Consider the following 26,797-nt stretch of genomic DNA (forward strand, 5'->3'; position numbering starts at 1 on the left):
GTTGCAGTCTTCAATCAAAGCGTGGCCTGAAAATGTCAAGTTTTAGATGCGCAGGCAGGATGGTGCGTTCAGGTAACGCCGCTTCAAAAGATGTATTTGGTTTTGGATCCGGGGAAGTTTGGGTTGGGGTTGAGTTGTGCATTACCGCACGGCAAAGATGGCCGGAGCAGTTGCTCCGGCCATGGTTTTCAGAACGTTTTTGTCAGGGCGACTTTGAGTGTTCTTCCCGGGGCTTTGCGGGTTGGGGATGAGAGGTGGCCGACATAATCGGTATCGAGGATGTTTTCGACTCCGAAACGAACCTCGGTGTTGTCTAGCCAGCCTTGGCCCTCGGGTTTCCAGGTGGCGCGCAGGTTATGGACCGTGCTGTCGGGCAAACCATCGCCTAGCGCATCACGGCGATCAGCGCTGTGCACGATTTCCCAGCTCAGATCGAGAGTCTCGGTCCATTTCCTGCCCAGGGTCAACTGAACACGGTCGGCCGGGCTGTTGCGCCAGGTCGTATCGGACCCATCGGGGTTGAACTCTGTTGCGTCGCCCAGATGCCCGGCAATATCGACATAGACCCCGCTTGCCATCCCGTAAGAGGCCTCCAGTTCGACGCCGCGGGAGTCAACCCGTTCCAGCTCTGTCGAGGTGGATCCGGCAACGGTATAGCTGGTGATGTCCCATAGCCTTGTCTGGTACAGGTTGCCACGAATGGTGAAATTGTCATCCGCGGTGAAGACGCCCGTGCCGGTATATTCCGCCCCAAGCTCGAACGTTTGCGACTTTTCCGTCATGTCGATGCGCCGTTGTGCGGTCGCGCTGGTGCCAAGATCGTCGATGATCGGCAGACCCTCGGTATAGGCCGCGCTGCCGAAGACCGACAGACCGTTGCCGAAATCATAGGCAAGCGCCAGCCCGCCCATCAGCGCATCCGACTCGTAGCTTGTCGGGAATGTGCCCAGGTCGTTCTCGCTTTCGATCCGGGACGTCTCGTAGCGCAGGGCAGGTGTGAGGGTGACCTGGCCCATCGCCATCTCATCGACGACAAACAGCGCGAACCGGTCATTGCGCCCACCCGGCGCGCCCGCATCGGTGTTGTCCGCGCGGACACGCCGCTGCGCCTCAAGCCCGAACAGCATGTCATGCGACACAGCACCAGTGTCGAGCAGCGCCCGGTTGGTCAGGGTCAGTTTCGTCGTCTCGTAGCGCTGATCGGCATTGACCGTGTTGACGAGGAAAGGAAACGACGGGGTGCCTTCCGCCGGAGATGAGCCGGGAATGTAGTCATACGCGATCTGCTGATCGGCGTAGGACAGGTTGGCGCGCAGATCAATCAGGTCACTGGCCGGGTTGAAACGGTATTCCAGAACGGTTTGCGCGGTTTCTGTCAGCCGGTCCACATTGCCAAAAGTGCCGCCGGATGTGTCAAACTGATCGTAGGGCACATCCTTGTCATCCGCCACGGTCCGCGAATGGCTGAGCATCAGCGAATGGGCGTCGTCCTGCCCGAAAGTGAATTTCCCTTTCGCGAGGTATGAAGGCGTGCGGAAGGCGCTGTTGCCGATTGTCGAGCCATCGCCGGCGGTCAGGTCATCCTGATCACGCAGCGAATAATTGAGCAGGAATTCGGCGCGGTCCGTCGGCATCCAGGCCAGGTTTGTCGAGCTGACCCACCCATTGCCGTTAGAGCCATACTCGAATGTCTGCGATCCACCGACCCCCGGCGCGCCACCGGTGAAGTCCGACGCATCCTTGGTTTCCAGCTTGACCACACCGCCGACGATCCCCGACCCATAGGCAAAGCTGCCGATGGTGCCGCGCAGCACTTCGACTTCGCGGTAGAGCAGCGGATCGGTGAAAAGCTGCGTGCCGATCCGGTACAGCTCTTCCGAGCCGACGCTGGCACCGTCGATCTGAACGGCGATCTTCTGGTCCGAGCCGAAGGTCGTGTTCGCGCCAAAGCCGCGAATGTTGATGCCTGATCCTTGCGGCGTTGTGCCATTGACCAACGTGACGCCGGGGACCGAGTCGATCAGTTGCGCGACCGTGCTGGCTTGGCGATCCTGGATCTCTTCTTCGCCCACCACGGTGCGCGACAATGCAGTGCCAAAGCTGAGGTCGCGTTTGCCCCCGGTCAGAATCAATGTGCCCAGAAAGCCGGAGGTATCGGCGTCTTGTGCCGCGACAGGCACGGCCAGTGACAGGCAGACAAGCGCGGTGGTGCCGCGCAACAGGGGGGTAAGCATATGCGCCATCCTTCTTGAGTTCCATTTCCGTTGCTTGCGAAAGCTGGCGCGGGTGTTTTTGGTGGTTATGCGATAAATCCAACCGCAATGGGTTGCAGCGTTAATCGTATCAAACTAAAACAGTCAAATAATTTGAAAAGCCACGCACCGCATCTGTTCGGGCGCAGCCATCGGACCCCAACCACTCTCCGAGGACGCCCATGACACAGCAAACCGTTGTCTCCCCGCAAGACATCCGTGCCTATCAGGCTGAACACCCCAAGCTGCGTGCCAGGGATGCAGCGGATGCGCTTGGCATTTCCGAGGCGCAGCTTGTCGCGGCCCGAATGGGGCAGGGGACAACACGCATCGACGCGCATCCTGACCGGATCATTCCCGCCGCCGAAAAGCTGGGCGAGGTCATGGCGCTGACCCGTGTCGCGGCCTGCGTGCATGAAAAGGTCGGGCAATACGGCAATTATCACCCCGGCGAACATGCCGCGATGACGCTGACCGAAAATATCGACCTGCGCATCTTTCCGTCCCACTGGGTGCATGCCTATGCGGTCGAAACACTGTCCGAGCAGGGCGTGCGTCGTTCGTTGCAAGTATTCGATGCGGCCGGCGATGCGGTTCACAAGATCCATTTGCGCGACGGATCGAACCTGGATGAATGGGCCGGGATCCTGGCCGATCTGGCCATCGAGGATCAATCCGAAACACAGCAGGTGGAGCCGCGCAAACCCGTCGAGGGCGCGAAATCCCACCCGGAGAAAGTGGACATCCTGCGCAAGGAATGGGCGCGCCTGACCGATACGCATCAGTTTCTGCGGCTGTGCGCCAAGCTCAAGATGAACCGGCTGGGCGCCTACCGGATCGCCGGCGCGCCTTGGGTGCGCCGGCTTGAACCGCAGGCCGCCGATGCGATGTTGCAGGCGGTGCGCGATGCCGGGATCGAAGTGATGATCTTTGTCGGCAATCGCGGCTGCATCCAGATTCATACCGGCCCGATCCACAAGCTGCACCCGATGGGGCCGTGGCAGAACGTCATGGATCCGGGCTTCAACCTGCATCTCCGTCTGGACAAGGTGGCCGAGGTCTGGGCCGTCGAAAAGCCCACGCAACGCGGGCCTGCGGTTTCCGTCGAGGCCTTCGATGCCGAAGGCGGGCTGATCTTTCAGGCCTTTGGCGTTGGCAAGCAAGGCCGGGATTCGCGCGCCGAATGGGGCGGGATTGTCGCGGCGCTGCCCGCGCTGGCAGAGGTGCCCGCATGACCCGCAAGCGCAATGGTTTTGCCGCCTTCACAGGCATATGGATCGCGATGTTCGGCAGCCTTGAGCGACATCGAAACCATCCCCGCCACCATGAAACCCGCGCGAACACTGCATTGGACGCTCGTCGGCCACGGCATTTATATCGCGGGTAGAAATCGGCACGGGCTTCCTGCCTTAAATGCAAGTTCCTGAGTTTCGCACAAAATTCCTCCGATATCGAAAAGATCGACATCGGAGGGGATTGTTGACAGCTATGAATTTTTTGAAATGTGCCGGGCCTTGATGGCTTCTGTTTAGGGCCCGGTTGAAATTTCTTGAATCAGCATTTGCCGAACGACTTGGACAAGATCACCTTGCCCGCAACGCTGATGGTCACGCGGACACCGGTCGGAATACCCCAAGTGGTGCAAATATTCAGGCACGCTTCGGCAGCGGTTCCGTTCGGAATGATGCTGGGAATGGGAAAGCAGAATTTGCCAATGCCCAAAGGGAGGTTCAGGCAGATCTTGCCGTTTTCAACCTTGACCGAGATACAGCCCGCCGCAAGGGCAAGATGTCCGTCGTCGTAGGCAGCAAGTGTGCCAGTGGCCAGTGCACCGGCGCTGACTTGCTCGTCGTAGTGGCCTTTGGCCGCTTCGAGGGCGGCTTCGATGGCTTTGTCGTCGAAGCTATGTACAGTATTGGCCATTTATTTTCTCCATCATCAATAAATTTTCAGGTCGAGAGCGTGCCATCTTGCGGGGTTTGGGATGCATCAAGCTGCACGCCGTATCACCAGTTTCCTTCAAAACGGCGCGAAGGTCCTGAAACCCGTACGAAACAATTCCGAAATCAAAACAGCCCGGTTCACAGAGCAACGTGACAAAGATTGGAAATTCATCAGAAGGATTTCAGTTTTTCGGCTTCGGCCCGAGGTATGAATGTCCAGCGCGCTTTCCCCGATGGCCAAGCGCAGTCCCGAATGGCAACCCCGTTTGGCATGTCCGTGTCACACGCGTGCTGCCAAGCCGCACGAGTAGCGAAAGGCCGGGTATGGAATTTGCAGTGGAACGTCTGACAGAGATAGCCGTCTACCCCTGTTTCGGCTCTGTCTCGTTGGAAGTATCGCCATGTCTTGCAGCTGTCGAAGGCCGATACGCACGCGGGAATGTCGAACATATGGCTTATGAAGGCCTTGATCTGGAGCTTGCTTCTGCCAGTTCCGCTCTGACCATCGGTGCCACATATGTGGCCGTCGGTCTGGGGGCGAACGGTGCCCAGGTCCAGACACATTGGATGTATTGCACCCAAATTGCACCTCATCCGACGTTCGGAATCTCGCGCAATCAGCGCATTCCGGGCGTCTTCGGCGCCGCACCTTTCGTGGCCTCGTCTTGTTTCGTGGTACTGGAACCGTTGCGACACGTCGTCGGGCTGACATCACTCACGCCTACGGATCTGGGAATTTCGGAATACAAGCTGAGCGGCACCGGAGATCTGATCGCAACGGCGTTCGGCGTTCCGCATGCCATGGGTATCCGCGTGGAGGACCCGTTCATGCCGCCACATTTCCTGACCGGGGCACGCAATCTTACCCTGCTGGCAAAATCGGCACGCACGGGACAGACCATCGGTCTGAGCGGATTGAAATGCATCCGCGCAATCAGCCCCGCGATTTTCATTCAGGAAGACTGGCAATGATGAGTGCAGCAACACATTCCTTGTCGCAAAACACTATCCTGCCAAAAACCTATCCTTTTAGACGCTTTATTGTCCTGGACAGAGAAAACAATCGTCAGAGTTGTCGATCTGAAACGAGATTTCACTTTTTTGTTGAATACTACGCCTCACTGCTCAACTCTAAGAGTCCGGATACCGGGACTTATCGGGGGGCTGAGTTCCATGTGATGGCCGAAACGAACACCAATGAAAAGATCGCGCTTGGTTCTACGCGCTACCTGCCCGAAGGTGACCAATTGCTTGGTGCCGACGGCGTACCGATCTTTCTGCGTGCGCAATCGGCGCGTGTGCTGCACTACATGGCCCAGCGATTGGGTGTTCTGGTGACGCGCGATGAGTTGATCGATGACGTGTGGCACGGTCTTTCAGTCACCGACGACAGCCTCACACAATGCATCGCGGATGTGCGACGCGCGATTGGCGACACGAACCGCACGATCCTCAAGACAATTCCAAAACGCGGGTTTGTCTTGAACGGTGCGCCCGTTTCCGCGCCACGGCCATCGACTTTCGAAAATATGAAAACGGCGCGCGTTTCGGCGTCCGGATATTCCTCTGGCGATCCGGTGATGGCGTATGCCCGTGACACCGCCAAGACGGTGGAGTTGAAGGGCGATGGTTGCCCCCGTCCGACAAGCGAACGCGTCCACCGGCTGCCGCCCAAAGCACGCGGCGGCACAATGATCACGCAGCTATCAGAGAAATCCCTGCTGCCCACGATTTCCGTGATACCACTGAAAAATGCCCTTCAGGAAGGCGAGGACGTTCTGGGATCGGTTTTTGCCGATGTATTGACCGCTGCTTTGGGAAGCTCGGAAGAAATCAACGTCATCTCGCGGTTATCGTCGGCCACATTTGCAAATGCCAATGCAGATCTGGCCGAAATCGGGCGGCAGCTGAATGCGGAATTCGTGCTGTCAGGTTTTTTCATCCCTCGGGCAGACCGGCTTCAGATCAATCTGGAATTTGCCGAGGTTGCCACGCAGCGCATGCTGTGGGCGTTCCGCCTTGAACTGCCGGTCGCGGATCTTCTTGGAGATTTTGAGGCCGCACATGAAATCGTTGCCAAGGTTCGGCGCGCAATTCTGATCAACGAGATACGCCGTGTGAACACCACACCGCTCGCCGATATGAAGAATTACTCGCTGATGTTTGGAGCCGTCGGCCTGATGCATCGCTTGTCGCCCAACGATTTCCGCAAGGCCCGAGCCATGTTGGACGCGCTATCCGAACGGGCTTCCAATCATCCGGTGCCTTTGGCCTGGACCGCACGTTGGCATTTGCTGCGCGTGGTTCAGGGCTGGTCGGAAAATCCCGATGCCGACGCACATGCAGCCTTGCGTTGCACCGGGCGCGCGTTGGATCTTGATCCTGAAAACGTGCTGGCGCTGGCTTGCGAGGGGCATGTTCTGACGAACCTTCTGCACCGGCTTGACGATGCGGAGGACCGGTACAACCTGGCGTTGGAGGCAAACCCGAACGATGCCAATGCCCGATCGCTGCGCGGCATGATGCTGGCATTCCAGGGTCGCGGGGCCGAGGGCGTTCACGACACCGAACGTGCGCTGCATCTTTCGCCGCTTGACCCGCACCGGTTCTTTTACCTCGCCATGGCGGCCGGGGCGTACCTGACGCCCGGCGATTTCGAGAAGGCCGAGAAATATGCCAAAGCCTCTTTGCTTTTGAACCGCACCCATATCTCGACGTTACGCATGCTGGCCGTGGCCCAGCAGAAATCGGGAAAGACCGGGGCCGCACAGGAAACGGTTTCGGAACTGATGCGTCTTCAACCGGGGCTGCGCGTGCAGAGCTGGCTGAAATCTTCCCCCAGCGCAGAATACGACACCGGACGTCAGTTTGCGCAAGCGCTGCGGGATGCCGGTGTGCCCGATTGATTTTTCGAAACCACTTGGACCAAGGAATTTGAAAATGACTGCTGAATCTTTTGGAAGCCCACAAGGTGGCCAGGGCGCTTACGGCGCGTATGGTGCCTACGGCGCATACGGGGCATATGGAGCGTACGGCGCTTATGGCGCTTACGGATTGCCGGAAAGTCCGGTATCCGCCGAGGCGTTCATTACCACCCGCGACGGGATCGTGGGCGCACCGCTCGACAACATTCCCCCGGCGCGTCCGGGCGTTCCCGAAGATGTCCGGAACCTCAAACGACTGTCACGCGAGGTGCGGGCCGCGATCTTTTCCTTTGAACTGGATGCCCAGATCGAGTTGACCGTTGATGTCGAGGAAACAGCGACCGCAACACTGTGGCGTCGGCAGCACAAGGAAGACAAACACCGCCCCCGTTGCGATTACCACAAGCTTGCCGTTTTGACCGCCCCGCGGATGGACGTGTTCCAGGCGCAACTGGCCTATGTCACGGGCTATGCCGACATTCGTCAGGACCGCGCCGCTGAGATCCTGTCACAACTTGCAGCCCCGGTCCCGTTCTATCAGACGATCAGCTTCATCGACCCGCAGCGCACGCCCTACACGATCGAACTTCTCGCGACGGCCCTGCGCTTTACCAATTTCTGCGAGCAACGGGTCAAATATGCGCTGGCAGCCAAGCGTCCCATCGAGCTTTCTCCGCAGGTGCAGCCGATGATCCCGACACCGACCCATGGTTCCTTGCCCAGTGGCCATGCGACCGAGGCATTCGTCATGGCGCGGCTGATCTGGAAACTGATGCGGCAAGGCGGTGCGCCTCAGTACCAGGGGGCGGGGCATTGGGGCGAGATGTTGATGCGGCTTGCTTCGCGGATCGCGGTGAACCGGACAGTGGCCGGAGTGCATTTCCCCGTCGACAGCTCTGCCGGTGCGGTGCTTGGTCTGACATTGGCTGATTTCATCACCGAACGCTGCACGGGTCAGGATTGGACCTCGGCCAAGTTCGACGGCCACCACTACAGCCCCTCTGCCGATTTCGACTGGCATCAGCTCTACCAAGCTGATGATGATACCCAATATCCCAAGACCGAAGGATCGGAAGGCATTTGGGCGAAGGCCAGATCACACGAGTCTCAATGCGGGAAATCGCCTGTTCTGGCGTGGCTCTGGGAAAAGGCGCTTGCAGAATGGACCGATTTTGATCCCTGCGCTCAGAACTAGGAGACACGCACATGGTTCTCAAATGGACAGCGTCGGACACGGGCGACCACATCCCGATAGACGCACTCACCTACAAGCGCCTTGCTTCCGATTATGCTTCGGTTCTCGATATGGCGTGGTGGTCTGCAATGATTGAACTGGAGCACACCAGCATCGCCGACTTGGAAACCCGGATCGAGCGGCACTTTCCAAACGATCTGATCATTCCCGCAGCCTATGACGAAGCCGACCGTAGCGACCCGAAAGACCGGCAATTCGTCGCAATCTTCGCGCGCCGATCCGTGCTGGCAGAGATGAACCACACCGGGAACGAATTTGGCGTCAAGAATGTCCATCTTGGCATGGTGACGTCGCATGATTGGCTGAACCGCGAGGCCCGAAACGGTGACATGCCAGATATCGAGGTCCCGCCCGGCACCGTCGTGATGGCGATGATCGACGACGGGCTTGCCATTGCGCATGAGTTGTTTCGCGCCAGTCGCGACACGACCCGTGTCGAGTTTTGCGCGGTCTTGCCCACACCCCCGGACACGGCGCGCGGCGACGCCACACAGGGCCGCATTCTGCGCAAGGCGGAGATTGACACCTATCTGAAGAACCTTACCTTTTCCGACCTTCTGGATGAAGAGCAATTCTACAGCCAAACGGGCCAGACCGATCTGGCCGCAGGCACATTTTCACCGGTGTCGCTGAGACGTTCACACGGGACGCATATCATGGGGATTGCCGCAGGCTTTGCCCCCGAAATCGCAGAGGCCGCACGACCCATCATTTGTACGGTGCTGCCGCCCCGCGTGGTCGAAGACACTTCGGGGATCAGTTTGCTTCCGGCCTTGTCGCTGTCGCTGCAATTGCTGAGCAAACAGGCGTCACGATACAAATGCGCCGGACAGCCCGTGCCGCTGGTGCTGAACTTCTCGTTCGGCAACTTTTCGGGGCCACATGACGGCACCAGCGAAGTCGCGCGCCTGCTGGAACAGTTTATCGCTGACAATCCCGCCCAGAAGCGCTGGATGACCCTGCCTGCGGGCAACGGCAATCTGGCGCGGTCGCATGGCGTTCTGCAATTCCCGGAATCCTGTCCGGAAGAGATCACGCTGGATCTTCGCGTCCTGCCTGATGACAATACCGCCAGCCATGTCGAGCTGTGGATGCCCTATTCCGAGCACTCCCCACCGCCCGACTATGTCTCGGTGACAGTGACGCCGCCGTTCGGTCCGGAAAGTGCAACGGTCGATGCGCGTGAAGGTCAGATACAAGCGCTGCATGATGGCGAGGGTCGGGTCGTTGCGACAGTCCTTTACACATTCGAGCCGCCACCGACGGCGCGCGGACTGATCACGCTGGCAATTGACCCCACGGCCAGCCTGAAAGCCGATGCCCCGCTTGCCCCCTCGGGGCGCTGGAAGATCACGACACGGCCAAAGGCGATCTCGGCAGACCAGCAGGTAGAGGTCTGGATCAGACGGGACGAGACCTTGCCCGGCTATCGGCCGGGCGGACGGCAATCATTCTTCGACAATGGATGCTATCAGCGGTTTGGACCGCTGGGCCGGCCACTGACGGTCGATCCGCCCGATGATCCCTGTCCTGTGCGGCGGGCGGGAACTTACAGCGGTTTTGCTGGTGGGGCCTCTCCGATGGTCATTGCGGCATATACGGACAAATCCCATCAACTCTCGGAATATTCCGCAGCGGGGCCGTTGACGCATACACCCATGACGCCAATGCCCTATCGCAACGGGCCGGACGCCTCGGCCAAAGCGGACGAGTCGCGGGTTTTGTGGGGCGTTCTCAGCGCCGGATCCCGCAGCGGGTCTTATGTCCGACTTGACGGGACCAGCGTCGCTTGCCCGCGCGTCGCGCGACAGGCATCTGACGAAATCGCGCACTGGCCGTTGACAGCGCGGGAATGGCTTTCTCACGCGGTTTCGGAACATCCGTTCAAGCTACCGCCAGATACCGCCGAAAGCCGAACGGGTGCCGGAGGGATTGTCATTCCACTGGACTGGCAGAAAAACGCGGCAAAGTAGAGCGGAAGCGAAATAGTACCGGTGCCCAAAACTGCGAGTGAAAGCGAAGGAGGATTGGCAGATCGATGACGCCGGCAATTCAATTACTTTGCCACTTCAAACTGACCGATGGCGTATATGGCTTGCATGGCAGTCAAGCTCATTTCGCCAAACGTCGTGGAATGCTGTGCAAGGTGCGGTTTGGCTATGGGATCATGGATAGATCGAAATCGTTATAATCGTGTTGGTGAGCTAAACATCTTCATTGTCCTTGCCGCGCCCCGCTCAATTCTGAAAGAATGCTGCAATGTTAAGTGACTTCCTCACGGATCTGGCGGCACGCATGGCCGCGGTGCCCGAGCGTGGCGCGGTGGCCGATTACATTCCCGAACTGGCGCGTATCGACCCGAACCAGTTCGCCGTGTCCGTCTGCCTCGCGGACGGCACACAGATCAGCCACGGCGATGCCGATGTGCCTTTCTCGATCCAAAGCGTCAGCAAGGTTTTTGCCCTGGCGCTTGGTCTGGGGCGCTTTGCCGATAATCTGTGGATCCGCGTCGGGCGGGAACCGTCGTCCAACGCCTTCAATTCCGTGGTCGATCTGGAACTTGAAATGGGCAAGCCCCGCAATCCCTTTGTCAACGCCGGGGCCATCGTCGTCACGGATGCCCTGCTGACCGCACGCTCTCCGCGCGAGGCGTTGGCGGAGATGCTTCGCTTCGTGCGCGCCGCCGCTGGCGACGATCACATCTACATTGACGAAGAATTGGCGAAATCCGAGAACCTGACCGGCCATCGCAACTGGTCATTGGCGTATTTCCTGAAATCAAGCGACAATCTGACCCATGAATGCGACCTGACATTGGGCACTTATTTTCACCAATGCGCTATCGAGATGACCTGCACGCAACTTGCCCGCGCGGGGCGTTTTCTGGCCGGTCTGGACACCAAGCACGAGCTGATTTCCCGCAACAATGTAAGGTCGATCAATGCCTTGATGATGACCTGCGGTCACTACGATGGATCTGGCGAATTTGCCTACCGTGTCGGTTTTCCGGGCAAAAGCGGGGTTGGCGGCGGCATCATGGCGGTCGTGCCGGGCATCGCGTCTATCGCTGTCTGGTCGCCGGGGCTGAACCGCTATGGAAATTCGCAGCTTGGTACAATCGCACTGGAAGAAATCTCGGACGCTCTGAACTGGTCAGTGTTTGATGTGAAGTAGCCATCCGATCCGCAACCATAATTGTCACACAAACATTGGTTTGCTGTTTCTCGATATATGTTCCACGAACAGCCGTATTTTGGGGTCCTGAAGCTTCTTGTGGGGATAAAGACATCCGAACATGGTCTGCACGGGCGGTGTGTGCTCCAGCACTTCGACAAGCCTGCCCGATGCCAGATGGTCGCGGACATCGAAGCGCGGTTTGTTGACGATGCCGCGCCCGGCAAGCGCCCAATCAGTCAGGACATCGCCATCGTCGGCGTCGTATTTGCCACGCACTTCAAGCTTTTGCGGCCCCAAATCTGTCTCCACGGTCCAGTAATATTCCGGTGACCTTGGATAGCGCAGCAAAAGGCAATTATGCGCCCCATGCAGAAGGTCTTCGGGGGTTTGTGGCGTTCCGAACTGCGACAGGTAGGCAGGGGACGCGCAGAGGACGCGCTTGCAATCGGCGATCTTGCGCAATTTCATGTTTGAATCGCTGGGTTCGCCGACGAAAAACGCAATGTCGAGACCATCAGCAAGGAGGTCCACCTTACGGTCGGACAGGCGCATGCGAATCTCTGTTTCGGGATACATGTCGGAAAATTCGGGAACTAGCGGGGCCACGACCCGGCGGCCTACGCCCAATGGCGCCGTGACCCGGATGGCACCGCGCGGTGTCGCTGAAAAATTGGCAACGCGGGCTTCAGCGCTTTCCAGGGCGCGCAAAACAGCTTTGGCTTCGTCATAGAACACAGTGCCGACTTCGGTGGGTGTGATCGAACGAGTGGTGCGATTGAACAGCCGCACGCCAAGCCGTTTTTCCAATTCCTTCAAACGCTTGCTGGCCACTGCCGGTGTCAGACGCAGGTCGCGGCCACCCGAGGTGATGCTGCCAAGCTCCAGCACGCGGACAAAGACTCGCAGACTTTCAACATAAGACATATTATCTTCCACTTGTTGCCATCCCAACAACAAGGAAAGTGCCGCACCCGTCACGCATTTTCAACGTTCTGTTGAAAGTATTTGCCGTTTGCGTGGATTTATCGACTCAAACATTCCCCCTAAGGTCGAGCTGTTCCCGATTATTTGCTTCGGGACGACAGGAGGACACCATGACACATCGCACCGATATCCGCTTCATCCTCAATGGGACCGAAATGTCCGTGCCTGATGTTGCGGCCAGCCAGACGCTTCTTGATTATCTGCGGCTGAACCGCCGACTGACCGGCACCAAGGAAGGCTGCGCCGAGGGCGATTGCGGTGCTTGTACCGTATTGGTCGGGCGATTGACCGACACCGGCCTTGTTTATGCCCCGGTCAATGCCTGCATCCGCTTTCTGGCCTCGGTCGATGGCTGCCATGTCGTGACCGTCGAGCATCTGTCCGGTGCGGACGGGCGGCTTCACCCGGTGCAGCAGGCAATGATCGACCATCACGGCAGCCAATGCGGGTTCTGCACACCGGGATTTGTGATGTCGCTCTACGCGCTGTGGATGCAGACACCGGAACCAACCGAGGCGCAGGTGGAAACCGCCGTGCAGGGCAATCTGTGTCGCTGCACCGGATACGAGCCCATCATTCGCGCCGCTGTCGCCGTCAGCCGGTATGGGACGCCCGCCTCGGACCATCTGACCACGGAACGCGAGACGATGACCGCGCGGCTGCAAAGCTTGCAGAGCGACGAACGTCTTGTTTCGGGTCCAGAGGACGATCTGTCGGTGATCCCTTCCAGCGTCGATGATCTGGCGGACTGTCTGTTGGCCTATCCCGACGCGACGATTGTTGCCGGGGCCACCGATGTCGGCCTTTGGGTCACGAAATTCATGCGCAATATCGGGCCTGCGATCTTTACCGCGCATCTCAACGCATTGAAAACCATCGACCATCAGGATACGACCCTGCTTATCGGAGCGGGTGCAAGCTATACTGACTGTCAGGACGCCCTGTCCCGGCACCTGCCCCATCTGTCGCGCTACTGGGATCGTATCGCGGGCTGGCAAGTGCGCAATATGGGAACCGTGGGTGGCAACATCGCCAACGGATCGCCGATTGGCGACACCCCGCCGGTCCTGATCGCGCTTGGAGCAGAGATCGTGCTGCGGCGCGGCAATGCCCGCCGGACAATTGCCTTGGAAAAGTTCTTCGTCGATTACGGCAAGCAGGATCGCGCACCCGGCGAATTTGTCGAAACAATCCGCATCCCGATCCCCGGCCCAAACACCCTGAACGCCGCCTACAAGATCTCCAAGCGTCGGGACGAGGACATCTCGTCCGTCGCGGTCGGCATTCAGATCACCGTCGAGGACGGGCGGATCACCCAAAGCCGCATCGCGTTCGGCGGTATGGCGGCCACCCCCAAGCGCGCGGTCGCTGCCGAGGACGCATTGCAGGGGCAGATCTGGTCGGCTGACGTCTTTGACGCCGCGGCCAAGGCGCTTGCGGAGGATTTCGCACCGCTCAGCGATTGGCGGGCATCGGCAGAATACCGGATGCTGAGTGCGCAGAACCTGCTGCGCCGCTTCTTTCTCGAACAGGATGTGGCGACCACCGCCGCCGTTCAACTGGAAACCGCGTAAACGCCGGGAAGGTCTAGACCATGAAAGATACTCATTCCATCACAGGCGCGGCGCATACCGACCGCAATCACGACAGTGCCATCAAACATGTGACGGGTCGCGCCGATTACACCGACGATATTGCCCAGCCCGAAGGCACGCTGCACGCCTATCTTGGCGTATCGGATGTGGCCCATGCCACGCTGAACGGCATGGATCTGTCCGCCGTGCTGGCCTATCCGGGCGTCGTGGGCGTTCTGACGGCCGAGGATATACCCGGCGTCAACGACATCAGCCCGACCGGGCTGAACGACGAACCGGTTTTCCCGACGGACAAGATCCAGTTTCACGGCCAGCCGTTGTTTGCCGTGGTCGCCGAAACGCGCGATGCCGCGCGTCGTGCGGCAGAGCTGGCCCGGATCGACTGTGCCCCGCTGCAACATGCGCTTGATCCGATTGCCGCGCAGGAGGCCGGGTATCCGCATGTGACCGCCCCCCTCAAGCTGGAACGCGGAGATGTGGACACGGCCTTTGCCGGAACCGCGAACCGGATCACCGGGCGCATGGCCATCGGCGGGCAGGATCATATGTATCTTGAAGGACATATCGCCTTCGCCATTCCGGGCGAGGATGACGACGTTATCGTGCATTGTTCCACCCAGCACCCGTCCGAAGCACAGCATATGGTGGCCCATGTCCTGGGTGTCCCATCGAACGCGGTGGTGGTGAATGTGCGGCGCATGGGCGGCGGGTTCGGTGGCAAGGAAAGCCAGATGAACCTGTTCTGTGCTGTCGCTGCGATTGCCGCGAAGAAATACGGCCGCGCCGTCAAGATCCGCCCGGACCGCGATCAGGATATGACCGCCACCGGCAAGCGGCATGACTTCGTTGTGGATTACGATGTGGCCTTTGACGATGCCGGACGGATCGAAGCCGTGGGAGGCACCTTTGCCGCGCGTTGCGGGTTTTCCGCCGATCTGTCGGGGCCTGTGACGGACCGAGCACTGTTTCACGCCGACAATGCCTATTTCTATCCGCATGTCCGCCTGACCAGTCGTCCGATGAAAACCAACACCGTGTCGAACACCGCGTTTCGGGGCTTCGGTGGCCCGCAGGGGGTCATCGTTGCCGAACGGATGATCGAGGAAATCGCCTATGCAACCGGGCAGGATCCGCTTGATGTTCGCAAGGCCAATTTCTACGGCGGTGAAGGCCGCAACCTGACGCCGTACCATCAGGAGGTTGACGACAATATCTTCGATCGGCTGGTGTCGGAACTGGAAGACAGCGCCGCATATCGTCAGCGGCGCAAGGATATCGTTGCTTTCAACGAAACATCGCCGGTGCTGAAAAAGGGCATCGCGCTGACGCCGGTCAAGTTCGGCATCTCGTTTACCGCGACGTGGTACAATCAGGCCGGCGCTTTGGTGCATGTCTACAATGACGGCTCGATCCACCTCAATCACGGCGGGACCGAGATGGGTCAAGGTCTGAACACCAAGGTGGCGCAGGTCGTGGCCGAGGCGTTTCAGGTGAATTTCGAGCGGATCAAGATCACCAAGACCACAACCGAAAAGGTGCCCAACACCTCTGCCACCGCCGCGTCGAGCGGCACCGATCTGAACGGCATGGCGGCGCTGAACGCGGTGGAACAGATCAAGGAGCGGCTAGTCGCTTTTGCGGCGGATCACTGGGGGGTCGCGGCCGAACTGGTGCGCTTTGCCGCCAATCAGGTCCATATCGGCGATCTGACGCTGACCTTCGATGCGTTCATCAAGCAGGCCTATCTCGCCCGCGTGCAGCTTTCGGCTGCCGGGTTCTACAAGACGCCAAAGATTCACTGGGATCGGGAAAAGGGACAGGGCCGCCCGTTCTACTACTACGCCTATGGTGCGGCCTGTTCCGAAGTCACCATCGACACGCTGACCGGCGAATACCGGGTTGAACGGACGGACATCCTGCACGATGTCGGCCGGTCACTGAATCCGGCGCTCGACAAGGGTCAGGTAGAGGGTGCCTTCATTCAGGGCATGGGCTGGCTGACCACCGAGGAGCTGTGGTGGGACGATGCTGGCCGTTTGCGCACCCATGCGCCCTCGACCTACAAGATCCCGCTCGCCTCGGACCGGCCACGCGTTTTCAACGTGAAACTGGCCGACTGGTCCGAGAACCGCGAATTGACGATCAAACGCTCCAAGGCCGTCGGAGAACCGCCCTTCATGCTGGGGATTTCGGTGTTCGAGGCGCTGTCGATGGCGGTGGCCTCGGTCGCCGATTACAAGCGTTGCCCGCGTCTTGATGCACCGGCCACACCGGAGCGCGTGTTGATGGCCGTCGCCCGTATGCGGGACGGAGGGTGATCCGATGACCGAGGGTAAAACCAGTTTGAATCGGTTTTTCGACACGCACGACGCCGTCATCCGGGTCACGCTGACCCGCGTGCGCGGATCGTCCCCGCGCAACGAAGGCACAGAGATGTTCGTGGCTGCGAATGCTCTGCACGGCACGATCGGGGGCGGGCAGCTTGAGTTTCTGGCGATCCAGACCGCCCGCGACATGGTCCGCGACGGGGTGCTGCACAAGCACATGGACGTGCCGCTTGGCCCCGAAATCGGCCAATGCTGCGGGGGCCGGGTGGAGCTGTCGCTGTCGCGGATGCGCGGCTCTGATAAGAACGCCGCGCGCAGGCGGGCTGCCAAGCAAGACGATGACCAGCCGCATGTCTATGTCATAGGCGCGGGCCATATCGGCCGCGCATTGGCCCGGATCTTTCAGCATCTGCCGGTCCGCTGTATCCTTGTCGATACCCGCGCCAGCGAAATCGCATTGTGCGACGCTGCGGTTGAAACGCGCGTCAGCGCCATCCCGGAAATCGACATCAGCAACGCGCCGCCGCACAGCGCCTTCGTGGTTCTGACCCATGACCACGCGCTTGATTTCCTGTTGACCTCGGCGGCGTTGGAACGTGGCGATGCCGCCTATGTCGGGATGATCGGGTCCGCGACCAAACGCGCCAAGTTCCGCAATTGGGCCCATGCCCAATGTGACGGGCTGACGCTGGACAATCTGACCTGCCCGATCGGGGCAAGCGGCAGCCAGGACAAGCGCCCCAGCGTCATCGCCTCTTTCGTCGCGGCGGAGGTGATTGCTGAACTGACGTCAAATACCGTGGCAGCCGCGCCGGACAGACCACACGAACGGCCCATCAAGGGCCAAACATCCGACCGGGAGGGACTGTCGGCCCGACATCCTGTCAGCCGATAGAGCGGTCACATCACAGGAGGAGTCCGTCATGGACGGGAGAACCTACAATTACAAATTATTCGTACGCAGTGATTTCAGCGCATTCTGGGCGCTTTTCACCGACAACCTTGTCAACCTGCTGATCCTGTCAGGGGTTTGCCAGTTTGTCTTTCAGATGCCCGCCGAGATCGTGTTCGGCCGCATCGTTCCCGGTGCCGCCATTGCCATTCTGGCGGGTGTCGTCGTCTATACATTTCTGGCAAAATGGGCCGCCGAGAAACAGGGACGGGATGTCACCGCCCTGCCCTACGGTATTTCGACCCCGGTGATGTTCGTCTACCTGTTCGGCGTCATCGGCCCGATCTACTGGGCCACCAATGACCCGCTTCTGGCCTGGCAGGTCGGCATCGGCGCGGGCTTCATGGGCGGCATCGTCGCCGCACTTGGCGCGCTTGTCGGTCCGTTTCTCAAGCGTATCACCCCGCGCGCGGGCATGCTTGGTACGCTGTGCGGCATCGCGCTGGTCTTTATCGGGTCGGTGCCGCTGGCCGAGATTTTCGAGCATCCGATCATCGGCTTTACGTCGCTGCTGTTCATCCTTTGGGGCCTGATCGGACGGTTTCGCCTTCCCGGCAACGTCCCTGCTGGCCTGGTCGCCATCGGCGCTGGCACCCTGATCGCTATTCTGCTGGGAGAGTCGAGTTTCGACACCAGCGGTATCGGCTTTTACCCGCCCGTGCCGTATTTCGGAGACTTGATCGCTGGCGTGCAATATCTGTTCGCCAACCCGGAGCTGTTTCTCGTCCTGATTCCGGTGCAGATCTACAATTTCATCGAAACCATGAACAACGTCGAGTCCGCCGAGGCTGCGGGCGATTCCTATCCAGTCGGGTTGTGTCAGCTCACCGATGGGGCGGGCACGATGATCGGGGCGCTGTTCGGCTCTCCGTTTCCGACAACAGTCTATATCGGGCACCCGGCCTACAAGCGTCTTGATGCGCATGCTGGCTATATCGTCGGCGTGGCCCTAGTGATCGGGGTGGCGGCTTTCCTGGGGTTCCTGTCATTCCTGGCGGGACTTATCCCGATTGCTGCGGCAGCACCGGTGCTGGTCTTCGTGTCGGTCAGCCTGATCACCAACACCGCCTGGGCCGTCAAGCCGATGCACATGGCTGCCGTATCGTTTGCGATCCTTCCGCACATCTCGGCCTTCCTGATGACCAAGTGGGGATCTTTGATGAATGCCCTGCGCAGTTCAGGTGTCGAAGGCTTGCCATCTCTGGGCGATGACAGCCTGACCGCCGCGCTGCTGGTGGAAGGCGCGCATTACGAGGGGCATCTGGCCCTGTCCCAAGGGGCGATCCTTACCGGATTGATCTGGGGGGCCATCGTTGCGGATGTGATCGACGGGCGGTTCCGGATGGCCGGTGGCTTTTCGATTGCGGCGGCAGTGATGTCGTCGGTGGGGATCATCCATTCGTTCACCTTGCAAATGCCGCAACTGGACGGGATCACCATCGGCTATCTGATCATTGGCGGTTTCCTTTACCTCTATCCGCAGATTGCCCCGAAAGAGGATCTGGAAAACCGGATCATCGTCCCGGACGAGCCGGATTTCCTCGATGATCACAAGCCTGCACCCCAAACCTGATCCAAGCCGCCGGGGCGGTGCGACCACCGCCCCGGCAATGCCCTTCCATCCTTAATCCAGAGGTCAAAATGACCGAGACATTGCTGCGCGGCCGTTTGCTGACGTTCCACCGCGAACCGGCGGACGGTAACGACACCGACGCCTTTACCTATATCGAAGACGGTGCCTTGCTGCTTCGTGACGGGCTGATCGCCAAATCCGGCACGTTTGCCGATATTGCCGCGCAGGCCCCATTGGCGCCGATCACCGACCATCGACCACATCTGATGATGGCCGGGTTCATTGATACCCATATCCACTTTCCACAGGTGCAGGTCATTGCATCCTGGGGCGCGCAACTTCTGGATTGGCTCAACAATTATACGTTCCCCGAAGAGACGCGGTTTGCCGACGAAGATCACTGCGCGCTGATGGCGTCAGCCTTTTTCGACCAGCTTGTCGCGCATGGCACGACCACGGCCGTTGCCTATTGCTCGGTCCACAAGGCAAGCGTCGAGGCATTCTTTGCCGAGGCAACGCGGCGGAAGATGCGCATGTTGGGCGGCAAGGTGCTGATGGACCGCAACGCCCCCGACGGGCTGCGCGATACGCCGCAAACCGGCTATGACGACAGCAAGGCGCTGATCGAACGCTGGCACGGAAAGGGCCGGAACGGATATACCGTCACACCCCGGTTTGCGATCACCTCTACCCCCGAACAGATGGAGATGGCACAGGCGCTTGTCGCGGAACATGCCGACTGCCATGTGCAAACTCACCTGTCGGAAAACCATGACGAGATTGCGTATACAGCCACGCTTTACCCGCAGGCGCGCGACTATCTGGACATCTATGAGAGCTACGGGCTGCTCGGCCCCAAGACGTTGCTGGGGCACGCAATTCACCTGACACCCCGCGAAATTGATGCGCTGGCAGCGACAGGTTCGCATCCGGTGTTCTGCCCGACCTCGAACCTGTTTCTGGGCAGCGGGCTGTTCGACAACGCGGGACTGCGCGCGCGCGGCATCCGAAACGGCATTGCAACCGATGTCGGGGCGGGCACCAGCTATTCCATGCTTCAGACGCTGAACGAGGGCTACAAGGTGCTGCAACTTCAAGGCCAGTCGCTGCATCCGCTACAGGCGTTTCATTGGGCGACACGCGGCAATGCCGCAGTTCTGGGGATGGAGGACCGCATCGGCACGCTTGATCCTGGCACTGAGGCGGACGTTATCATCCTGAACGCTCGTGCGACCGGCGCAATGGCCCTACGGACCGACCGCGCGACCACGCTGGCGGAGGAACTCTTCGTATTGCAAATGATGGGCGATGACCGCGCGATCGAAGAAGTTTATGTCAGCGGCAAACCAAGCAAGGCGCAGCGGCCCCGTCAAAAATTGGCGGACTCTGACCCCCGCACCTGTAAGGCAGAACCTGTGATTTGATCATCCTCGCGTCTCTGTTTCATCGTCGCTTTTCTGAGGATACGATGAAACAGACGCGTGAAACATCATGAGTGCAGCCGATACGACGGTCACGAACACGCATGTCATGTCGGCGGTAGATCTCCATGACGCGGACATCGCCGGTACGGCCCGACGCAGGCATGATTGAGCCGTAATTCGCGCCCCCCGCGCGGCAGAGCAAACTCGGTCCCTTCGCGAAGAAGCTGGCTGGCTGGTTGAAGACGGAGGCCGGAAAGTCGCGCAAGAAGCGGCTCGACGCGCCTGGCAACGCACATGAAATCCGAAACTTTACGACGCTGCACCGCGCGCCTTTGATCGAGGCACCGGCTGTGCGGATGTCCATCCCGAATGCACAAAATCACAGCGAGTGTGCGTATTCGCTATGGCATTGCGCCGAAAATTGGGGCAGGTGCTGCGGGAAAGACCCTAAATCACGGTTCTCCCGAGCCGTTTCGCGTCATGATAACCGACCGCGGACATATAGTGTCGAAGACCATTTGAATAGCAAGGTAACCTATAATGCCGAAGCGCATCATTTCTACTGCTCTCGTGATTGCCGCGCTGGCAATGATGGGCACACCCCATCAGGTTGAGGCGCAGCAAGGCGCACAGGGCCGCCCGCCCGCCGCAGTCACCGTCGTGACCGTGGAGCCGCAGACCACGACGCTGACCACGACTTTGCCGGGTCGTGTGGCGGCTTCGGCCATGGCCGAAGTTCGGCCACAGGTGGCAGGGATCATCACGCATAAGTTCTTCAAAGAGGGTAGATCAGTGGCAGAGGGCGACGCGCTCTACCAAATCGACCCAGCCAGCTATGACGCAGCGCTGGCTCAGGCCGATGCCTCCGTAGCGCAGGCGCAGGCGCAGTTGAACGCGGCCTTGAAAGCCGCCGCGCGGGTGGACGAGTTGCAAGCGCGCAATGTTGCCAGTGCTCAGGCCAAGGACGATGCGGATGCTGCTCGTGCCAGCGCCGAAGCCAATCTTCAGGCGGCCCAGGCGCAGCGCGCCGCCGCGCAGATCGAGAAGGACAGGACGACCATTCACGCCCGTCTTTCGGGCGAAATCGGCTTGTCGCAGACCAGCCCGGGCGCGCTGGTCACGGCAAGCCAGGCCGTTCCGCTGGCCGTGATCCGCAACATCGATCCGGTCTATGTGAATGTCACTCAATCCGCAGCGGACCTTCTGGACTGGCGGCGCGGACAAGCGACGGCTCAACTGGAAAGCTTCGATCCGACCGTGATGCTGACCTTGGCCGATGGCAGCACCTTCGACCAGACAGGGAGTCTGACTGCCGCGGAGCCGAATGTTGACGAACAGACCGGAGTTGTCGTGCTGCGGATGGAGTTCGCAAATCCCGACAAGCTGTTGCTGCCGGGCATGTATGTTCAGGTCGAACTGCCGACCCGCACCCTCGACAATGTCTTCCTGGTTCCGCAAGAGGCCGTCACCAGAGATCAGCGCGGCGAGGCGATCGCCCTTGTTGTCGACAAGGACAACGTGGTGCACGCCAAGGTTTTGAACGTCCTGACCGATCAGGGCACCGATTGGATCGTCGACGCAGGCTTGAAAGCGGGCGACCGCGTGATCGTTGCCGGGCTGCAAAAAACGGCACCCGGGGCGACCGTCGCCCCCGAAGAACGCGTGCAAGACGATGCGCCGGACGACAATGTCAAGAACGCGTCCGCCGCCGACTGACCTGAGAACACAGGCCAAATACCCGCCACGCGCCGCGTCAGATTGTCGTCCGCATTATTCCGAATTCCTGTTTCGAAAGAGCTAACATGGCCCGTTACTTCATCGACCGCCCGATCTTTGCTTGGGTCATTGCGCTTTTCATCTCTGGTCTCGGGATCCTTTCGATCCTTTCCCTTCCGATCGCTCAATATCCTCAGATTGCCTCGCCCTCGGTGGCGATCCGCGCCTCGTATCCCGGAGCCTCGGCGGATACCGTCGCCAACACCGTGACCCAGGTGATCGAACAGCAGATGACAGGGCTGGACGGGTTGCGCTATTTTTCGTCCAGTTCAACCTCTGCAGGTGGTGCCAGCATCACCTTGACATTCGAAACGGGAACCGACCCGGACATCGCTCAGGTTCAGGTTCAGAACAAGCTGTCGCAAGCGACGGCCCTGCTGCCGGAATCGGTGCAGCGCCAGGGGGTGACGGTTCAGAAATCCTCGTCGGGATTTCTGATGGTTGTGGCGCTGATTTCCGACGATGGCAGTTACAATGCGACCGACCTGTCTGACTATTTGTCATCCAACATCGTCAATGACATCAGCCGGGTGGACGGCGTCGGCAGTGTGCAGGTTTTTGGCGCGCAATATGCCATGCGGATCTGGCTGGACCCGGCAAAATTGGCGGCGTTCAACCTGTCGCCGTCCGATATCGTTCGGGCCGTATCCGAGGAAAACGCGCAGATTTCAGCCGGGTCATTCGGCGCGCGCCCCACTTTGCAGGGCCAGCAGTTGAACGCCACGATCACAGCCCAGTCGCTGCTGCGCACGCCAGAGGATTTCCGCCAAATCGTGATCCGCGCCGAAACGGACGGCGGGTTGGTGCTGCTTCATGATGTGGCCCGCGTCGAGATCGGGGCAGAGAACTATTCGACCATTTCGCGGTTCAACCGCTCGAATTCAACCGGCATGGCGATTTCGCTGGCACCGGGGGCGAACGCACTGGACACCGCCGACGCGGTGGAAACCCGGCTTGAAGAACTCGCACAGTTTTTTCCCGACGGTGTGAGATATGTGATTCCCTATGACACAACACCTTTCGTACTGATTTCGATTGAGGAAGTGGTCAAGACGCTCGTCGAAGCGGTGGTGCTGGTCTTCCTGGTGATGCTGTTATTCCTGCAAAACCTGCGTGCAACGCTGATCCCGACGCTGGTCGTGCCAGTGGTCTTGTTGGGAACGTTCGGGGTTCTGGCCGCCTTCGGCTTTTCGATCAACTCGCTGACGATGCTGGCCATGGTGCTGGCCATTGGCCTGCTGGTGGATGATGCCATCGTCGTCGTCGAAAACGTCGAACGGGTGATGGAACAGGAAGGTGCGACACCGCTGGAGGCCACGCGCAAATCGATGGACGAGATTACCGGCGCGCTGATCGGTATTGCGGTGGTGCTGACCGCCGTGTTCGTTCCGATGGCGTTCTTCCCCGGATCGACCGGGGTTATCTACAAGCAGTTCTCGATTACCATCATATCCGCGATGGTGCTGTCGGTGGTGCTTGCGCTAACGCTGACGCCGGCCCTTTGCGCAACCTTGCTGAAGTCCAAGAAAGAGGGCAAGCGTTCCGGTCCGTTCGCGTGGTTCAATACCGGTTTCGGTGTCACTTTGTCGGGATACGCGTCCAGTATCGGCTGGATCGTACGCCGCCCGTTTCGCGTGGGTCTGATCTATTTTGCGATCATCATCGCGACGGTGTTCCTGTTCATGCGCACGCCTGGCGGTTTCCTGCCGGATGAGGATCAGGGCATCCTGTTCACATTGATCCAGACACCCACCGGTGCCACCGCAGAGCGGACGCTGGAGGTGGTCAAGCAGGTCGAAGATTACTTCCTCGAGCAGGAAAGCGATGTCGTCGAGTCGGCCTTCGGCGTGGTTGGCTTCAGCTTTGGCGGCCAAGGTCAGAACCAGGCGCTGGCTTTCGTGCGGCTCAAGGACTGGTCCGAACGAACCGAACCGGAACAAAGCGTGCAGGCACTTGCGGGTCGTGCCTATGGGGCACTTAGCCAGATCCAGGATGCGATGGTGTTTCCCATCGTCCCACCATCGGTCATCGAACTCGGCAACGCATCGGGTTTCGATTTCTACCTTCAGGCCCGCGCTGGCCAAAGCCATGAAGACCTGCTGAACGCCCGTAATCAGCTCCTTGGCTTGGCGGCGCAAAGCCCGCTGATCGCATCGGCCCGGCCCAGCGGGTTGGAGGACGCGGCGCAGTTCAATCTGGATATCGACTGGCGCAAGGCCGGGGCGATGGGCGTGTCGGCGACCGACGTTGGCACCTTGCTCACGACCGCTTGGGCCGGGCGGTATGTCAACGATTTCATCGACCGGGGCAGGATCAAGCGGGTCTATGTGCAGGGCGAGGCGTCTTCGCGGTCCACACCGTCCGATCTGGATAAGTGGCGCGTGCGCAATGCCAGCGGTGGGCTGGTTCCGTTTTCCAACTTCGCCGAAGCCTCGTGGATTTTCGGACCTCAGGGGATCAACCGCTACAACGGCGTGGCGGCGATGCAGATACAAGGCTCACCCGCTCCGGGCGTCAGCACGGGCGAGGCGATTGCCGAGATCGAACGTCTGGTGAGTCAATTGCCACCGGGCTTCGGCGCGGCCTGGACTGGTTTGTCGCTTGAAGAGCAGGAGAGCGGCAATCAGGCACCTTTGCTTTATGCGTTGTCACTGGCGGCGGTATTTCTGGCACTCGCGGCACTTTACGAAAGCTGGTCGATCCCGTTCGCGGTCATGCTGGCGATGCCCATCGGGTTGCTAGGCACGTTGCTTGCTGCGTTGCTGGGTGGGTTCGAAAACGGCGTTTTCTTCCAAGTGGGGTTGCTCACCGTGATTGGTCTGACCGGCAAGAACGCGATCCTTATCGTGGAGTTCGCGCGCGAACAGATGGAGTCCGGAAAACCGTTCCTTGAAGCCGCTGTAGAGGCCGCGCGTCAGCGTTTTCGGCCAATCATCATGACCTCCATGGCATTTTCGTTTGGGGTGGTGCCGCTGGTTCTAAGCTCTGGCGCCGGGTCAGGTGGTCGTCAGGCGATCGGTGCGGCCGTGCTGGGCGGGACGTTGTCGGCGACGATCATCGGCGTGCTGTTCGTGCCCCTGTTCTTTGTCATTATCGCGCGGCTGACCGGCGAAGGAAGAGGGTCGAAATAGCAGCCGCAGGGAGTGGACGAAAGGGCGTGGTATTGCCAAATTCTTGCGGTCAGTCGTCGAGGGACGAGGCCGACATGAAAATACCGGCCTCTCGCCCACGCCTTGATGGTTTCCACGAGCGTTCAAAATTACTCATGTCGTGCCAGCCTCGTTGTAATCTCCTGACAACTGGCCGGAGGTGATGGCAGATACCGCAACCATCAAGGCGGCCGTGGCAAGCATAAGCGTCAATCCCCCGACCTGATAAGTCAGACCTGACAATACGGTCCCCACAAGCCGCCCTCCGGCATTCGCCATGTAGTAGAAGCCCACATCCATCGTGACCCGCTCCGCCTTGGTAAAGGCAAGGATCAGATAGGAATGCAGCGCCGAATTGATGGCAAACAACGCGCCGAACGCCAAGAGCCCGACAACCAGAACCATCGTCAACCATGTCTCTGGGCCCGTTGCGATCCAGGCCGCCGCGGTCAGCGCTGCGGGGACCACCGCCAAGGCCCATCCCCGCGCCGCGTTGATCAATTGCGCTTCATTGCGGGTTTTGGCGCGCAACAGGCGTGGGGCTGCGGCTTGAATAGCTCCGTAGAGAATGATCCAGAGCGCCATGAATATACCGATCACGAAAAAGGCGGCGCGGTTGCCCGCTTCGGTCCCGTCGGACAACGCGGCGTAGAAATAGATCGGAATCCCGACGACAAACCAAACATCACGCGCCCCGAACAGGAAAACGCGGGCCAGTGACAGCCAATTCACGTTGGCCGATTTCGAGAGGACTTCAGAGAACTTGGCCCCTTTGCGCCCCTTCGGAAGCCCGGCTGGCATGGCGATCAGTACCGCGATGAGAATACCGAAGAGGACGGCCGCCATCCCGAGAACGGCGGTTGTAAAACCAAATGTGGCCAGCAGGGCGGTGCCCAGCAGAAAGCCGAGCCCTTTCACGGCGTTCTTGGAGCCAGTCAGCAAGGCGACCCAACGAAACAAGCCATCCCCTTGCGCAGGCGCCAGGATCTTTACGGCGGATTTCGATGACATTTTGGCCAGGTCTTTCGCAACGCCACTCGCCCCTTGGACGACCATCACAAAGGCAACCGACGCCCCTATCGCCCAGTTCGGGTCCAGTTGAGTCAGCGCCAAGAGCGCGAGCACCTGAAGGCCGAGCCCCGCGTAGAGCGTCGAGGTCAGGCCAAACCGAGCCGCAATCCACCCGGCGGTCAAGTTGGTGACCATGCCGGCGATCTCGTAGAGTACGAACAGGTAGGCCAGTTGTACCGGCGTGAAGCCGAGAGTGTGGAAATGCAGCAAAACAAGCATGCGCAAGGCGCCGTCTGTCAGCATGAAAGCCCAATACGCGGCCGTAACGGCGATATAGGCCGACAGACCCTCGGGCCGGGTTGGACCTGTCGCGCTTTTGTGCCGCTCCAAGTGCTCGTTTAAGCCACCTTTCGTTCGAAAGCGACGGGGCTTTTCCAACCCAGTGCTGAGTGTAG

17 protein-coding genes are annotated in these 26,797 nt (G+C 59.8%); 13 read left to right on the plus strand and 4 right to left on the minus strand.

What is annotated here, in order from left to right:
- Positions 1 to 188: 188 nt before the first annotated feature.
- The gene (locus tag B8991_RS11600) at positions 189 to 2,234 is read right to left on the minus strand and encodes a TonB-dependent receptor domain-containing protein (protein ID WP_084353169.1); all 2,046 of its coding nucleotides are present in this window, start codon (positions 2,232 to 2,234) and stop codon (positions 189 to 191) included.
- 200 nt (positions 2,235 to 2,434) lie between these two features.
- Between B8991_RS11600 and B8991_RS11605 the strand changes: the two genes are divergently transcribed.
- Positions 2,435 to 3,487, plus strand: coding sequence for a hemin-degrading factor (locus B8991_RS11605; RefSeq protein WP_084353074.1), 1,053 nt, complete (start codon positions 2,435 to 2,437; stop codon positions 3,485 to 3,487).
- A 319-nt stretch (positions 3,488 to 3,806) separates the two neighbouring features.
- Here B8991_RS11605 and B8991_RS11610 read toward each other — a convergent pair whose 3' ends face one another.
- Positions 3,807 to 4,175, minus strand: a complete 369-nt coding sequence (locus tag B8991_RS11610; RefSeq protein ID WP_084353153.1) for a hypothetical protein — start codon at positions 4,173 to 4,175, stop codon at positions 3,807 to 3,809.
- A 344-nt stretch (positions 4,176 to 4,519) separates the two neighbouring features.
- On the opposite strand from B8991_RS11610, the gene B8991_RS11615 reads away from it, so the two are divergent.
- The 5 genes from B8991_RS11615 (at position 4,520) to B8991_RS11635 (ending at position 11,548) form a co-directional block, all read left to right on the plus strand.
- A complete protein-coding gene (locus B8991_RS11615) occupies positions 4,520 to 5,167 on the plus strand; it encodes a hypothetical protein (RefSeq protein ID WP_084353154.1) in 648 nt (215 codons plus the stop codon).
- A 206-nt stretch (positions 5,168 to 5,373) separates the two neighbouring features.
- On the plus strand, positions 5,374 to 7,101 hold the full coding sequence (locus B8991_RS11620; RefSeq protein ID WP_179141475.1) for a winged helix-turn-helix domain-containing tetratricopeptide repeat protein: 1,728 nt from the start codon (positions 5,374 to 5,376) through the stop codon (positions 7,099 to 7,101).
- 34 nt (positions 7,102 to 7,135) lie between these two features.
- A complete protein-coding gene (locus tag B8991_RS11625; RefSeq protein WP_179141476.1) occupies positions 7,136 to 8,314 on the plus strand; it encodes a phosphatase PAP2 family protein in 1,179 nt (392 codons plus the stop codon).
- Between the two features lie 11 nt (positions 8,315 to 8,325).
- On the plus strand, positions 8,326 to 10,347 hold the full coding sequence (locus tag B8991_RS11630; protein ID WP_084353157.1) for a S8/S53 family peptidase: 2,022 nt from the start codon (positions 8,326 to 8,328) through the stop codon (positions 10,345 to 10,347).
- 286 nt (positions 10,348 to 10,633) lie between these two features.
- Positions 10,634 to 11,548 (plus strand): glutaminase, encoded by a 915-nt coding sequence (locus tag B8991_RS11635; protein WP_084353158.1) that lies wholly within the window; start codon positions 10,634 to 10,636, stop codon positions 11,546 to 11,548.
- Between the two features lie 24 nt (positions 11,549 to 11,572).
- Here B8991_RS11635 and B8991_RS11640 read toward each other — a convergent pair whose 3' ends face one another.
- Entirely contained in the window at positions 11,573 to 12,475 is a 903-nt protein-coding gene (locus B8991_RS11640) for a LysR family transcriptional regulator (protein ID WP_084353159.1), read from the minus strand.
- A 170-nt stretch (positions 12,476 to 12,645) separates the two neighbouring features.
- Between B8991_RS11640 and xdhA the strand changes: the two genes are divergently transcribed.
- From xdhA to B8991_RS11675, 7 genes are all read left to right on the plus strand, one after another.
- A complete protein-coding gene (xdhA, locus tag B8991_RS11645; RefSeq protein WP_084353160.1) occupies positions 12,646 to 14,109 on the plus strand; it encodes a xanthine dehydrogenase small subunit in 1,464 nt (487 codons plus the stop codon).
- Between the two features lie 20 nt (positions 14,110 to 14,129).
- A complete protein-coding gene (xdhB, locus tag B8991_RS11650; RefSeq protein ID WP_084353161.1) occupies positions 14,130 to 16,448 on the plus strand; it encodes a xanthine dehydrogenase molybdopterin binding subunit in 2,319 nt (772 codons plus the stop codon).
- 4 nt (positions 16,449 to 16,452) lie between these two features.
- A complete protein-coding gene (gene xdhC, locus B8991_RS11655; RefSeq protein WP_084353162.1) occupies positions 16,453 to 17,352 on the plus strand; it encodes a xanthine dehydrogenase accessory protein XdhC in 900 nt (299 codons plus the stop codon).
- A gap of 28 nt (positions 17,353 to 17,380) precedes the next feature.
- A complete protein-coding gene (locus tag B8991_RS11660) occupies positions 17,381 to 18,982 on the plus strand; it encodes a xanthine/uracil/vitamin C permease (protein WP_084353163.1) in 1,602 nt (533 codons plus the stop codon).
- A 68-nt stretch (positions 18,983 to 19,050) separates the two neighbouring features.
- Positions 19,051 to 20,406 (plus strand): guanine deaminase, encoded by a 1,356-nt coding sequence (guaD, locus tag B8991_RS11665; protein ID WP_084353164.1) that lies wholly within the window; start codon positions 19,051 to 19,053, stop codon positions 20,404 to 20,406.
- Positions 20,407 to 20,946: 540 nt separating this feature from the next.
- A complete protein-coding gene (locus B8991_RS11670) occupies positions 20,947 to 22,122 on the plus strand; it encodes an efflux RND transporter periplasmic adaptor subunit (protein WP_084353165.1) in 1,176 nt (391 codons plus the stop codon).
- Between the two features lie 86 nt (positions 22,123 to 22,208).
- Complete coding sequence (locus B8991_RS11675; protein WP_084353166.1) at positions 22,209 to 25,313, plus strand: efflux RND transporter permease subunit; 3,105 nt, start codon at positions 22,209 to 22,211, stop codon at positions 25,311 to 25,313.
- A gap of 132 nt (positions 25,314 to 25,445) precedes the next feature.
- Here B8991_RS11675 and arsJ read toward each other — a convergent pair whose 3' ends face one another.
- Entirely contained in the window at positions 25,446 to 26,732 is a 1,287-nt protein-coding gene (gene arsJ, locus B8991_RS11680) for an organoarsenical effux MFS transporter ArsJ (RefSeq protein ID WP_084353167.1), read from the minus strand.
- Between the last annotated feature and the right edge of the window lie 65 nt (positions 26,733 to 26,797).

The organism is Primorskyibacter flagellatus, from assembly GCF_900176485.1.
GTDB classification, from domain to species: domain Bacteria; phylum Pseudomonadota; class Alphaproteobacteria; order Rhodobacterales; family Rhodobacteraceae; genus Primorskyibacter; species Primorskyibacter flagellatus.